This window comes from Escherichia sp. E1V33 (assembly GCF_004211955.1).
GTDB lineage: Bacteria > Pseudomonadota > Gammaproteobacteria > Enterobacterales > Enterobacteriaceae > Escherichia.
Genome location: NZ_RHJI01000003.1, coordinates 88,639 through 101,705, shown reverse-complemented (window position 1 = coordinate 101,705; position 13,067 = coordinate 88,639). Strand labels below are relative to the sequence as shown.

11 protein-coding genes are annotated in these 13,067 nt (G+C 53.8%); 7 read left to right on the top strand and 4 right to left on the bottom strand.

Annotated elements, in window-relative coordinates; translation table 11 throughout:
- Positions 1-6: 6 nt before the first annotated feature.
- From D9742_RS02165 to D9742_RS02150, 4 genes are all read right to left on the bottom strand, one after another.
- On the bottom strand, positions 7-1,608 hold the full coding sequence (locus tag D9742_RS02165; RefSeq protein ID WP_130204740.1) for an APC family permease: 1,602 nt from the start codon (positions 1,606-1,608) through the stop codon (positions 7-9).
- Positions 1,609-1,619: 11 nt separating this feature from the next.
- The gene (locus D9742_RS02160) at positions 1,620-3,230 is read right to left on the bottom strand and encodes an aldehyde dehydrogenase (NADP(+)) (RefSeq protein ID WP_130235848.1); all 1,611 of its coding nucleotides are present in this window, start codon (positions 3,228-3,230) and stop codon (positions 1,620-1,622) included.
- A 14-nt stretch (positions 3,231-3,244) separates the two neighbouring features.
- Positions 3,245-4,165: a dihydrodipicolinate synthase family protein gene (locus D9742_RS02155; RefSeq protein WP_130204736.1), complete on the bottom strand. Its 921-nt coding sequence runs from the start codon at positions 4,163-4,165 to the stop codon at positions 3,245-3,247.
- A 151-nt stretch (positions 4,166-4,316) separates the two neighbouring features.
- Complete coding sequence (locus D9742_RS02150) at positions 4,317-5,144, bottom strand: AraC family transcriptional regulator (protein ID WP_130235847.1); 828 nt, start codon at positions 5,142-5,144, stop codon at positions 4,317-4,319.
- A gap of 311 nt (positions 5,145-5,455) precedes the next feature.
- Between D9742_RS02150 and D9742_RS02145 the strand changes: the two genes are divergently transcribed.
- From D9742_RS02145 to yjiA, 7 genes are all read left to right on the top strand, one after another.
- A complete protein-coding gene (locus D9742_RS02145) occupies positions 5,456-6,403 on the top strand; it encodes a 4-hydroxyproline epimerase (protein WP_130235846.1) in 948 nt (315 codons plus the stop codon).
- A complete protein-coding gene (locus D9742_RS02140) occupies positions 6,400-7,509 on the top strand; it encodes an FAD-dependent oxidoreductase (RefSeq protein ID WP_130235845.1) in 1,110 nt (369 codons plus the stop codon). Before D9742_RS02145 ends, D9742_RS02140 begins: the two co-directional genes overlap by 4 nt.
- The gene (locus D9742_RS02135; protein ID WP_000017085.1) at positions 7,506-7,769 is read left to right on the top strand and encodes a (2Fe-2S)-binding protein; all 264 of its coding nucleotides are present in this window, start codon (positions 7,506-7,508) and stop codon (positions 7,767-7,769) included. The genes D9742_RS02140 and D9742_RS02135 overlap by 4 nt, the downstream gene beginning before the upstream one ends.
- The gene (locus D9742_RS02130) at positions 7,750-9,015 is read left to right on the top strand and encodes an FAD-dependent oxidoreductase (protein ID WP_130235844.1); all 1,266 of its coding nucleotides are present in this window, start codon (positions 7,750-7,752) and stop codon (positions 9,013-9,015) included. The genes D9742_RS02135 and D9742_RS02130 overlap by 20 nt, the downstream gene beginning before the upstream one ends.
- A gap of 502 nt (positions 9,016-9,517) precedes the next feature.
- Positions 9,518-11,668, top strand: coding sequence for a pyruvate/proton symporter BtsT (gene btsT / locus D9742_RS02125; protein ID WP_001298933.1), 2,151 nt, complete (start codon positions 9,518-9,520; stop codon positions 11,666-11,668).
- A 49-nt stretch (positions 11,669-11,717) separates the two neighbouring features.
- Positions 11,718-11,921, top strand: coding sequence for a YbdD/YjiX family protein (locus D9742_RS02120; protein WP_000467859.1), 204 nt, complete (start codon positions 11,718-11,720; stop codon positions 11,919-11,921).
- 10 nt (positions 11,922-11,931) lie between these two features.
- On the top strand, positions 11,932-12,888 hold the full coding sequence (gene yjiA, locus D9742_RS02115; RefSeq protein WP_130235843.1) for a GTPase: 957 nt from the start codon (positions 11,932-11,934) through the stop codon (positions 12,886-12,888).
- Positions 12,889-13,067: the final 179 nt, after the last annotated feature.

The following is a 13,067-nucleotide window of genomic DNA, read 5'->3' as shown; positions in this document are numbered from 1 at the left end:
ACTCCTTTATTCTTCTTCATCCCCGTTAAAGTTCGCCCGAGGAAGACAGGTGTATGCGCCCCAGTAATAAATTCCCAACGACATCAGCGCGACGACGATAGTATCCCACGGGTGACCTATAATGCCGCTACCGCCAAAACTACCCAACCAGGAAAACAGCATAATCAGGGCATAGAAGGCAATAAGCCACAATGAAGATTTAATTTGCTGCGCCAGGCTGACATGCTGAACAGGCACTTTCGACTTACAAACCACGTAAACCACAAACATTACGATTTGTAGCCCCAGCAGCCAGGAAAGCGTTCCCCAACCAGACCAAAAAACAATCAGCGCGGAAATCATAAAAGAGAGTGGGCCGAGCACCGCAAAACCACGAACGCGGAACGGGCGCGGCATATCTGGTGCATTACGACGCAGCCCGGCAGCTGTAACTGGCGCGATGGCGTAGCTCAGTACCAGAGCCGCAGAAACCACGCTAATCAATTGCTCCCACGACGGGAACGGCAGCGTCCAGAAGATAGATAAACCAAACGTCAGCCACAGTGCCGGACGTGGAATACCTGACTCCTTATCGATATGAGTAAAGGTTTTAAAGAATGTTCCCGCCTTCGCCCAGCCATAGATCACGCGCGGTGTCGCATTCATGTAAATATTGCCAGTGCCGCTGGGAGACACAATAGCATCACATACCACCATAAATGCCAGCCAGCCCATCCCAAGGGTAATGGCGATATCACGATACGGCAGCGAATAGTTCTTACTGATCTCCGCCCAACCACCACTTAGCGATTCAGTTGGAATGCTGCCCAAAAAGGCTATCTGCAGCAGAACGTAGATGATGGTCGAGAGAATTACCGAGAGGATCAGCGCAAATGGGATGGTACGTTGCGGATTTTGCGCCTCGCTGGCAACGGAGATAATCGGTGTCAGCCCAAGGTAAGCGAAGATAATCCCACCCGCGCTAATTGCCGCTTCCACTCCTGACATACCAAATGGAGCCATACCCTGTATATGCAGATTCTCCGGTTTGAAGAAGGCAAATAACGTTATTACCACCAGCAACGGCACCAGAAACTTCAGCACACTAATAAAATTGTTCGAGCGGGCGAACGTTTTGACACTGTAGTAGTTCAGGGCAAAAAAGAAGCACAACAGTAAGAACTGCACCACCCAGCCTAACAGCGTCGGGTCACTGCTCCCCGTCTGCGTCAGCGCCGGAAACCAGGCGGCAGCATATTGCCGTGCGGCTACAATCTCAATGGAGATCAGGCTGGAGAAGGCAATCAGGGTAATAAAACCCAGCAGATAGCCCATCAATTCGCCGTGCGAAAATACCGGGTAACGAATAATACCGCCCGCGCGGGGAAGCGCCGCCCCCAGTTCGCAGTAAATAATCCCCAGTAGCAACACCGCAAAACCGCCAATAACCCAGGAAGCAATCCCGGCTGGGCCAGCGATCGATGCGACATGGCTGGCAGCAAACAGCCAGCCAGAACCAAAAATCGCCCCCAGACCAATAAAGGTCAAGTCGGTGAGCGTTAACTGCTTTTTAAACTTCCCCGACTCAACAACGACGGTTTGCGTGCTTTGGGTAGAAGGAATTGTCATAGTGATGCCCTTCAATGAGTCAACAAGGAGGAAATGGCTTCCCGGGTCCACTGGCCGTTAACCAGGCGCAGCAGGTTTAATGGATTACTGTCCTGCAACGCAGGCGGTAATAGCGCAGCGGGTGCATTTTGCAGGCATACCGGGCGCAGAAAACGAGTAATGGACAGCGTGCCTACGGACGTGCCGCGCGCGTCGGTGGTTGCCGGGAACGGACCACCGTGTACCATGGCATCGCAAACCTCGACGCCGGTGGGATAGCCATTGAACAATACGCGTCCGGCTTTATCAGCCAACAACGGCAATAAACGACCAGCCAGTTGCCGGTCATCCTCATCCGCCTGAAGTGTGGCAGTAAGTTGCCCTTGCAGAGCGTTAATCACCTGCAACAACTCCCCTTCATCAGCGGCTTCAACCACAATAGCGAGCGGCCCGAACACTTCCTCCTGCAACAGAGGATCTTTTTCAAGTACGCTTGCCACCTGAGCCTGATAGAGACGAGCTTCTGCACGTCCGGTCTGATGATTATCGTCCCCCGCCAAACACTGAATTGTCGGATGTCCTGCCAGTTTCTCTACGCTGTGGCGATAGTGTTCAAGCGTGGAGGCGTTAAGCATGAGTTGCGGTGAGGCGGCATTCACTTTCTCAACCAGTTGCTGCAAAAAGTCCGCGTTTTTCTCCCCCTTCAGCAACACAACCAAGCCTGGTTTAGTGCAGAACTGCCCACATCCCAGCGTGAACGACGCGACTAAATCGCGGGCCAGCGTATCGGCACGTACTGATAGCGCCTGCGGCAGAATGAAAAAGGGATTGAGAGCCGACATTTCGGCAAAAACCGGTATCGGCTGTGGACGCTGTTGGGCCAAACGAAAGAGTGCCATGCCACCACGTAATGAGCCGGTAAAACCCACCGCCTGAATTGCGGGATGTTTCACCAGTTCAGCACCGATATCAGTACCGAAAATCATATTGAATACGCCTGCGGGCATGGCGCATTTAGTCACGGCACGAGCGATCGCTGATGCGATAATTTCTGCCGTTGCCATATGCCCAGGATGCGCTTTTACGACTACCGGGCATCCTGCAGCCAGTGCCGCTGCTGTATCACCACCGGCGGTAGAAAAAGCGAGTGGAAAGTTGCTGGCACCAAATACCGCCACCGGCCCGAGAGCCGTTTTATACTGGCGCAAATCCGGTCGAGGCAAAGGCTGACGCTCCGGCAACGCAGTATCAATTCTTACCTCAAACAGATCGCCCCGACGTAATAACCCGGCAAACATGCGCATCTGCCCGCTGGTTCTTGCCCGCTCTCCCTGTAAACGCGCCAGGGGTAACGCTGTCTCCTGATGTGCCGTAGCGAACAGTTCGTCGCCTGCCGCATCAAGTTCATCGGCGATGGTTTCTAAAAAATCGGCACGTTGCCCGGCACTGGTCTGTGAATAGCGCACAAAAGCCTGTTGCGCCGCAATAGCCGCCAGCGCGGCCTCCTCCACGGAGGCCGGGTAAAAACGTTGCCCGGTAGGTTCGCCATCCTGCGCTCGCAGGCTGACCAGCGACGGTTCACCGCTGGCAACACGTTGCCCGGCGATGAACTGTTGCCCGGTGAAAGGGAAAGTTTCAGTCATAGTCTCTCCCCACCTCAAAGGCCCACGTCCGGCAGCGCAGGGCGAGTCGCCAGCGCTTTCTCAACTATCGCCACAACCTGGGCACGCGTTTCACCTTCCAGCGCCAGACGCGGCGGGCGAGTAACCTCACTGCCACGCCCCAACAGGGCTTCGCACAGCTTGATACACTGCACCAGGTCAGGACGCGCATCGAGATGCAGCAGCGGCATAAACCAGCGATAGAGCGCCATAGCCTCGTCAAAACGCTGTTGTTTTGCTAAACGGAACAACGTCTCACCTTCGCGTGGGAAGGCGTTTGACATCCCGGAAATCCAGCCTTCAGCGCCCACCGCAATGCTCTCAACCACGACATCATCCAGCCCTGCAAACAGCACAAAGCGATCTCCTACCGCATTGCGAAGATCGATAAAGCGACGAGTATCACCAGAGGAATCTTTAAAGCAGACAATATTTTCGCAATCAGCGAGTGTTTCCAGGATATCAGGGGTGACATCGTTTTTATAAATCGGTGGGTTGTTATAGACCATGATCGGCAGGTCGGTCGCCATTGCCACACTGCGGAAGTGCGCTGCAGTTTCATGAGGCTTAGACGAGTAAACCAAAGCAGGCATCACCATAACGCCATCAACACCGACCTTCTCGGCCTCTTTTGCCATCGTCCGGGCAAAGGCGGTGGTGAACTCAGCAACCCCGGCAATCACCGGAATTTTTCCGCCAGCAGCATCTTTCGCAACTTCGATGATTTGCAGTTTTTCCTGAGTGGTAAGTGACGTGTTTTCTCCTACGCTGCCGCACACTACCAGGCCAGAAACCCCATCTTTAACCAGGTTTTTCATCACCGCATGGGTGGCATCCAAATCAAGTGAGTAATCACTACGGAACTGAGTGCTAACCGCCGGAAAAACGCCACTCCAGTTAATCGCTTTATTGCTCATCTTTGGTTTCCTTATTGTCAACCTGTTGCGTTAATGTGAATTAAAAGTGAATTTTCATTAACAGATTGACCTCTCCTTGCGCTAGCGGCTTGTCGATTTTCTTTCCCCAGGATGACGAAATTAGCACAATGCCCAGTTGTGATTTGTCGTATTACCCCACCAACGTCATCCGAAAATCACGCGGAGTTGAGCCTGTCATCGCCTTAAATTGACGGCTGAACGCACTGTGGTCGGTATAACCGCACTGCAAAGCGATATCGGTAATCGGCGTAGTTCCGGCAAGTAACTCGGTGGCCTTTTCCAGTCGAACTTTGTGGATCATCTGACGAGGCGTCAGGTGAAAAATCCGCTTACAGTAGCGTTCAATTTGCGCCACAGACATTCCGCTCATTTCAGTCAACTCTTCCATAGAGATCGCACGGTAGTAGTGATTGCGAATGTGCTCATCGATGATCGCCAGGCGTTGCCAGGCTGGATGACGCGCATGTGCTTCCTGGAGATCATGTGAGATCCCCGCCATTCCGATCACACGCCCCTGCATATCGCGCAGTGCCAGTTTCTGCGTCAGACACCAGCCGCGTTCGCGACCGTTATAGAGATGCATCTCCAGCTGATCACGTAACGCAACCCCTTCGCGTAGCACACGCAGATCCTGTTCGGTATATCCTCGTCCCAATGCAGAAGGGAAAACATCTGCCGATGTCTTCCCCAGTAGCGATGTCACATTTTTAAACCCGCAGCGTCGTGCTAACGTCATATTGACTAACAGATAACGAGCCTGCACATCCTTAATAAAAAACACCACATTAGGAATGGCGTTAAGAAGTGGCGCAATCAGCGCCAGTGCATTTAACAATGCCTGAATATTTTGTGGACGCTGCCGCGCCAGCCCCTCGCAAATCTGACTAAGTTCATCAACGGCCAGCGCAGTTTCTTCACAAGGGGAAAACTCAATAGTCTGATGACATATGCTGGACATAGCTGTTCCTCATAGCGATTGAGGATGAATGTTTATTAACCTTTAGTTAACATGACAAGTACTGAAAGCGCATTTTGCGATCCTTCCGTGTATTTCCACTTTCCGTTGCTCTCACTACTGACGAACGCTTGTTCTTGGTCTAACACATCACTAACAAGATGATTAATATTAAAAAAATATGACAACTCCTGGTGTCGCGAAATAATTCACTGTGCTGATTTCGTCATTTCCCTTGCAGAAACCCTTCAAGCGATAAAGTTGCAATTACGCCAGCATTTAGAAACATTTCGTTAACCACATGGAGCCAGAGCATGCATGTTCCTCACCAAATCACTGAACTCAGGGCTATCGACTCCCATACCGGAGGCGAGCCGACCCGGTTGATTATTGATGGCTTTCCCGATCTCGGTAGCGGCAGCATGGCCGAACGGCGCGAACGTTTTGCCCGGGAATTTTACAGTTGGCGCAAAGCCATAATTCTTGAGCCACGCGGCAACGACGTGCTGGTCGGCGCGCTACTGTGTGAGCCGGTTTCCCCTCATGCCACGGCGGGTGTCATCTTTTTCAATAATGCCGGATACCTGAATATGTGTGGGCACGGCACTATCGGGCTTGTTGCTTCACTGGCCTGGTTAGGTCGTATTAAACCAGGCGTTCACCGCATTGAAACCCCTGTTGGAGATGTAAACGCCACATTGCATGACGATGGCAGTGTGTCAGTTGAAAACGTTCCGGCCTGGCGCTGGCAAAAACAGGTAAGTGTGGAAACGGCGGTGGGTACAGTTACAGGTGATATCGCCTGGGGTGGCAACTGGTTTTTTCTTATTAATGATCATCCATTTGATATTGTGCCGGAACAAATCCCGCAGTTAACTGAATACGCCTGGGCGGTACGGGAAGGACTCGATAATGCGGGGATCGTCGGTGAAAATGGTGGCATTATCGATCATATCGAACTTTTTGCCGATGACGATCAGGCGGATAGCCGTAGCTTCGTCCTTTGCCCAGGCAAAGCGTGGGATCGTTCTCCCTGTGGCACAGGCACCAGCGCCAAGTTGGCCTGTCTGGCAGAGGACGGAAAACTCGCCCCCGGCGATATCTGGCGCCAGGCCAGTATTATTGGTAGCCAGTTTACGGCTCACTATACCCGCCATGGCGAGAAGATTATCCCCACCATTCGTGGAGAAGCCTGGGTATGCGGCGACAATCGCCTGCTCCTTAATCCGGACGATCCCTTCTGCTGGGGGATTAGCCTGTGAACAGCACGGAGGTCATTGTCATCGGCGCAGGCATCATCGGGGCCGCCTGCGCATGGCAACTGGCAAAACGTGGGGTGAGAGTCACGTTAATTGACGACGGCCGAGCCGGAGCTACAGCTGCAGGAATGGGGCATCTGGTCTGTATGGATGATGATCCCGCAGAACTGACGCTCTCTGCCTGGTCGCTGGAACTGTGGCGCACGTTGACGCCTCAGTTACCGGAAAGCTGTGCCTGGCGCGGCTGTGGCACATTGTGGCTGGCGGAAACACCAGAAGAACTGGAAATTGCCCGAGAGAAGCAGCGACGTCTGGCATCGCAGAAAGTAAACAGCGAAATGCAAAGCATCGCACAATTGGCCGAGCGAGAAGTTATGCTACGCCCGGGGCTATCCGGCGGGTTATGGGTGCCGGGCGATGGCATCGTCTATGCCCCAAACGTTGCCCGTTGGTTTATTGCCAATGCGGGCGATAAGCTGACACATCTGGTTGATCCCGCCATTCGTCTGGAAGAACCAACAGTGACATTACAGAGCGGTCGCCAAGTACGCGCCGAGGCGATCGTCGTCGCCTGTGGTCTGGGGGCCAATACATTACTGGCGGAGCCATGGCTGCGCGCGAAGAAAGGCCAACTGGCGATTACTGATCGCTATGGTCCACTGGTCAATCACCAACTGGTTGAACTTGGTTACGGCGCCAGTGCTCACAGCGGCGGCACATCTGTGGCCTTTAATGTGCAGCCTCGCCCCACCGGCCAACTGCTGATTGGCTCTTCACGTCAGTTCGATAACCAGGATCGCGAGCTGGACCTTCCACTCCTGGCCGCAATGCTATCCAGAGCGCAACACTTTCTGCCTTCTCTGGCTACGCTCAATATTATTCGTTGCTGGAGCGGTTTTCGCGCCGCCTCGCAGGATGGCAATCCCCTTCTCGGCCCGCATCCTTCCCGTGCTGGCGTCTGGCTGGCTCTTGGCCATGAAGGACTTGGCGTGACCACTGCCCCCGCCAGCGCGTCGCTGTTGGCCGCACAGTTGCTGGGTGAACGCAGCCTCGTATCTACTGCCCCCTGGCTACCCGCCAGACTTATCTCCCTGGAGGCCAGCGCATGAGTGGCACCATTCGAATTTTTATTGCCGGACAGCCCTGGTTTGTCCCGACAGGGATTAGCGTGGCGGCGGCGCTGGCCTTAACTGATAACCCCATTACGCGCCTTTCAGTGAGCGGGCAACCACGTACACCCTTCTGCGGCATGGGCGTTTGCCAGGAGTGTCGGGTGAGCGTTAATGGTCGTCGGGTACCCGGTTGTCAGACCCTTTGCCAGCCAGATATGCAGATTGAAAGGAGCGGATATGCAGACCTTACAGTGTGACATTTTAATTCTCGGCGCAGGCCCAGCGGGACTATCAGCTGCTCTGGCCGCAGCAAAGTGCGATAAGCAGGTCATCATCCTTGATGATAATCCGCTTCCTGGCGGTCAAATCTGGCGCGATGGCCCACAAAGTCAGCTTCCTCCACTGGCCCGCCATTACCGTGCTGCCGTTGCCCACGAATCGCGGATTCGTGTACTCAACGGGGCCAGGTTAATCGCCCGCCGCAGCGAAAACTGTCTATTGTTCGAAACCGCAGAAGACTACGGCACAGTAAGCTGGAATAAGCTGATTCTCTGCTGCGGCGCACGTGAACTTGCATTACCGTTTCCAGGCTGGACGCTTCCCGGTGTCAGTGGCGCAGGTGGGCTACAGGCACAAGTGAAACAGGGGCTGCCCATGGCAAATCAAAAAGTGGTTATTGCCGGAAGCGGGCCACTATTACTGGCCGTTGCTGACACCGTTCGCCGTGCCGGAGGCGAAGTGGTGGCGATTGTGGAACAAGCCCCTCGCGCAACGCTATTGCGCTTTGGCCTCGGGCTATGGCGTTGGCCGGCTAAGCTGCGCCAACTGGCCACACTATTTCCTCGTCGTTATCTCAGTGCAAGCCAGGTTATCGCTGCTCACGGCGACGCCACATTACGTGCTGTCACCCTTCGACACAAAGGTAGGAAAATCACACTGCCATGCGACAAATTGGCTATTGGCTATGGTCTGGTGCCTAATCTTGAACCTGGATTGTTCTTCAGTTGTGCCATAAGCAACGATGCCGTGCAGGTGGATGAACTGCAGCGAACCTCGGTGAAAAACATCTATGCAGCCGGAGAATGTACTGGATTTGGTGGTAGCGAACTGGCGTTGATAGAAGGTGAGATAGCCGGTCTTTGTGCGGCTGATCGCGCCCATGAAACAAAGTTTCTGCAACAAAAACGCGCCGGGTGGCAGCGCTTCGCCCTTGCACTTCATAAAACCTTTGCCCTGCCCGACAGTCTCAAGCGCGTTGCGACACCGGAAACGCTGCTTTGCCGTTGCGAAGACATTCGCTGTGGCGATGCAGAGCAAGCACAAAGCTGGCAGCAGGCAAAATTAACAACCCGCTGCGGGATGGGAGCCTGTCAGGGGAGAACCTGCGCCGCTACCGCACGATGGTTGTACGGCTGGCCATTACCGGAACCGCGAGAACCCCTTTCCCCCTCTCGCAGCGAAACGTTAATTGCCCTGGCGCAACAGCCACCTTCGCCACATTAAATCCCTGATAATAATTTGGCGTTAAGGGCTTATCTGGTCTGGTAAATCTTACAAATTCAATACATTGCAGAATCTATCCAGGCCAGATAAACGTAGCGCACCTGGCAATTATTGAGGCGCAAACGGGAAACCTATCCAGGCAAAAAAATTTCGTGATCTCAATCACATATTAACCCGATGAATAATTCTTGCCCAACCGCTCACCGCCATTCCTGACCGCTTACATCCCTAATATAACCACTCAGTTATTTACCTTACTTTACGCGCGCGTATCTCTGGCAACATCACTGCAGGATAGCGGTCAATTTACCTCCTCAAACGCAACGCAAACCTAGAACGGCTTCGGCCTATGATTAACAAATTACTCTATGGATTTTGGTTTGCAGGAAGGCAGCAAGTGAGTGAATCCCCGGGAGCTTACAACAGTAAGTGACAGGGGTGAACGAACGCAGCTGCCGCACCTGTAAGCCAAAAGACGACGAGTAAAATGCCAGGTTTTACTATGGATACGAAAAAACTATTCAAGCACATACCCTGGGTGATTCTCGGAATCATCGGTGCATTCTGCCTCGCGGTAGTTGCATTACGTCGGGGGGAGCACGTCAGCGCCCTGTGGATCGTGGTCGCCTCTGTGTCGGTGTATCTGGTGGCGTATCGCTACTACAGTTTGTATATCGCCCAGAAGGTGATGAAACTCGACCCCACGCGCGCGACGCCTGCGGTTATTAACAACGACGGTCTGAACTACGTTCCGACCAACCGTTACGTGTTGTTTGGTCACCACTTCGCCGCTATCGCCGGTGCTGGTCCGCTGGTTGGTCCGGTTCTCGCCGCGCAGATGGGCTACCTGCCTGGCACACTGTGGCTGCTGGCGGGGGTAGTGCTGGCCGGTGCGGTTCAGGACTTTATGGTGCTGTTTATCTCCTCTCGCCGTAACGGCGCATCTCTCGGTGAGATGATCAAAGAAGAGATGGGACCAGTACCGGGGACTATCGCGCTGTTTGGCTGTTTCTTAATCATGATCATCATCCTCGCCGTTCTGGCGCTGATTGTGGTTAAAGCCCTGGCCGAAAGTCCGTGGGGTGTCTTCACCGTTTGCTCAACCGTACCAATTGCGCTGTTTATGGGTATCTACATGCGCTTTATCCGTCCGGGGCGTGTGGGTGAAGTCTCTGTCATTGGTATCGTGCTGCTGGTTGCCTCTATCTACTTCGGTGGCGTGATTGCTCACGATCCGTACTGGGGTCCGGCACTGACCTTTAAAGACACCACCATTACCTTCGCGCTGATTGGCTATGCGTTTGTTTCCGCGCTGCTGCCGGTGTGGCTGATCCTCGCACCGCGCGACTATCTGGCAACCTTCCTGAAAATCGGCGTTATCGTCGGCCTGGCGCTGGGTATCGTGGTGCTGAACCCGGAACTGAAAATGCCTGCGATGACCCAGTACATTGACGGTACTGGCCCGCTGTGGAAAGGCGCTCTGTTCCCGTTCCTGTTCATCACCATCGCCTGTGGTGCGGTATCTGGCTTCCACGCGCTGATCTCTTCCGGTACAACGCCGAAACTGCTGGCTAACGAAACCGACGCGCGTTTCATTGGCTACGGCGCAATGCTGATGGAGTCCTTCGTGGCGATTATGGCGCTGGTTGCTGCGTCCATCATCGAACCGGGTCTTTACTTCGCGATGAATACCCCGCCTGCGGGCCTTGGCATCACCATGCCTAACCTGCATGAAATGGGTGGCGAGAACGCGCCGATCATCATGGCGCAGCTGAAAGACGTTACCGCACACGCGGCAGCGACCGTCAGCTCCTGGGGCTTCGTGATTTCGCCAGAGCAGATCCTGCAAACCGCGAAAGACATTGGTGAGCCTTCTGTCCTGAACCGTGCAGGTGGTGCGCCGACGCTGGCGGTAGGTATCGCTCACGTGTTCCACAAAGTGCTGCCGATGGCTGACATGGGCTTCTGGTATCACTTCGGTATTCTGTTCGAAGCACTGTTCATCCTGACCGCGCTGGATGCGGGTACCCGTTCTGGCCGCTTTATGTTGCAAGACCTGCTGGGTAACTTCATCCCGTTCCTGAAAAAAACCGACTCTCTGGTTGCCGGTATCATCGGTACTGCGGGCTGTGTGGGTCTGTGGGGCTACCTGCTGTATCAGGGCGTGGTCGATCCGCTGGGCGGCGTTAAGAGCCTATGGCCGCTGTTCGGTATCTCCAACCAGATGCTGGCAGCCGTAGCGCTGGTACTGGGCACCGTTGTGCTGATTAAGATGAAGCGCACCCAATACATCTGGGTAACTGTTGTTCCGGCTGTATGGCTGCTTATCTGCACCACCTGGGCGCTGGGTCTGAAACTGTTCAGCACCAACCCGCAGATGGAAGGCTTCTTCTACATGGCAAGCCAGTACAAAGAGAAGATTGCTAACGGTACTGACCTGACGGCGCAGCAGATTGCCAACATGAACCACATCGTTGTGAACAACTACACCAACGCAGGCCTGAGTATTCTGTTCCTGATTGTGGTGTACAGCATCATCTTCTACGGTTTCAAAACCTGGCTTGCGGTGCGTAACAGCGACAAACGTACTGACAAAGAAACACCGTACGTTCCAATCCCGGAAGGCGGCGTGAAGATCTCTTCGCACCACTAACCGTGTTTAGCCCCGCTTCGGCGGGGCTTTGTTCTTATCAGAGTGAACTATGTTTGGTAACTTAGGACAGGCAAAAAAATATCTCGGCCAGGCGGCAAAGATGTTGATTGGCATTCCAGACTACGACAACTACGTCGAGCATATGAAGACCAACCATCCCGACAAGCCGTACATGAGCTATGAAGAATTCTTCCGCGAACGCCAGAACGCGCGCTACGGCGGCGATGGTAAAGGCGGTATGCGCTGTTGTTAATGGAGAGAGCATGAACCCGATTGCAGTTACCCTACTCACCGGTTTTTTAGGCGCGGGAAAAACCACCCTGCTGCGCCATATTCTTAACGAACAACACGGCTACAAGATTGCCGTGATTGAAAACGAATTCGGCGAAGTCTCCGTTGATGATCAACTAATTGGCGACCGCGCCACGCAGATCAAAACGCTGACCAACGGCTGCATCTGCTGTTCGCGCTCCAACGAGCTGGAAGACGCACTACTCGACCTGCTGGATAATCTCGACAAGGGCAATATTCAGTTTGACCGTCTGGTCATTGAATGCACCGGCGTGGCCGATCCCGGCCCGATTATTCAGACCTTTTTCTCCCATGAGATTTTATGCCAGCGTTACCTGCTGGACGGTGTGATTGCGCTGGTGGATGCGGTACATGCCGACGAGCAGATGAACCAGTTCACCATCGCCCAGTCCCAGGTTGGCTACGCCGACCGTATTCTGCTGACCAAAACCGACGTCGCAGGCGAAGCAGAAAAACTGCGTGAACGCCTGGCGCGCATCAACGCCCGTGCACCGGTCTACACCGTCACCCACGGCGACATCGACCTGGGCCTGCTGTTCAACACCAACGGTTTTATGCTGGAAGAGAACGTCGTCAGCACCAAACCGCGTTTCCACTTTATCGCGGATAAACAAAACGATATTTCGTCGATTGTGGTGGAACTGGATTACCCGGTAGATATCAGCGAAGTTTCCCGGGTGATGGAAAACCTGCTTCTGGAATCGGCAGATAAACTGCTGCGTTACAAAGGGATGCTGTGGATTGACGGCGAACCTAACCGCCTGCTGTTCCAGGGCGTCCAGCGCCTCTACAGCGCCGACTGGGACCGCCCGTGGGGCGATGAAAAACCGCATAGCACAATGGTGTTTATCGGGATTCAGTTGCCGGAGGAAGAGATTCGGGCGGCGTTTGCGGGGTTGAGGAAGTAATCACCTTAACCTACTCATACGAAGCGGACGAGGATAAAATCCTTTCATTTTCCGTTCGCTTCATTATTTTATTTTCTTTCCAATGCCCATTCAAATTAAAAATATAATTCTGCCATAATTTCCTGAACACAGATGTAATTACATTGCCACCTCTCATACTTCCATATGACTAGTCGTCC

What these genes read in the sequence shown, in the direction of transcription:
- D9742_RS02150 (WP_130235847.1), bottom strand. Translation starts at nt 5,144, where the DNA reads ATGTCCAGCATATGTCATCAGACTATTGAGTTTTCCCCTTGTGAAGAA.
- D9742_RS02120 (WP_000467859.1), top strand. Translation starts at nt 11,718, where the DNA reads ATGTTTGGTAACTTAGGACAGGCAAAAAAATATCTCGGCCAGGCGGCA.
- D9742_RS02165 (WP_130204740.1), bottom strand. Translation starts at nt 1,608, where the DNA reads ATGACAATTCCTTCTACCCAAAGCACGCAAACCGTCGTTGTTGAGTCG.
- D9742_RS02135 (WP_000017085.1), top strand. Translation starts at nt 7,506, where the DNA reads ATGAGTGGCACCATTCGAATTTTTATTGCCGGACAGCCCTGGTTTGTC.
- D9742_RS02145 (WP_130235846.1), top strand. Translation starts at nt 5,456, where the DNA reads ATGCATGTTCCTCACCAAATCACTGAACTCAGGGCTATCGACTCCCAT.
- yjiA (WP_130235843.1), top strand. Translation starts at nt 11,932, where the DNA reads ATGAACCCGATTGCAGTTACCCTACTCACCGGTTTTTTAGGCGCGGGA.
- btsT (WP_001298933.1), top strand. Translation starts at nt 9,518, where the DNA reads ATGGATACGAAAAAACTATTCAAGCACATACCCTGGGTGATTCTCGGA.
- D9742_RS02160 (WP_130235848.1), bottom strand. Translation starts at nt 3,230, where the DNA reads ATGACTGAAACTTTCCCTTTCACCGGGCAACAGTTCATCGCCGGGCAA.
- D9742_RS02130 (WP_130235844.1), top strand. Translation starts at nt 7,750, where the DNA reads ATGCAGACCTTACAGTGTGACATTTTAATTCTCGGCGCAGGCCCAGCG.
- D9742_RS02155 (WP_130204736.1), bottom strand. Translation starts at nt 4,165, where the DNA reads ATGAGCAATAAAGCGATTAACTGGAGTGGCGTTTTTCCGGCGGTTAGC.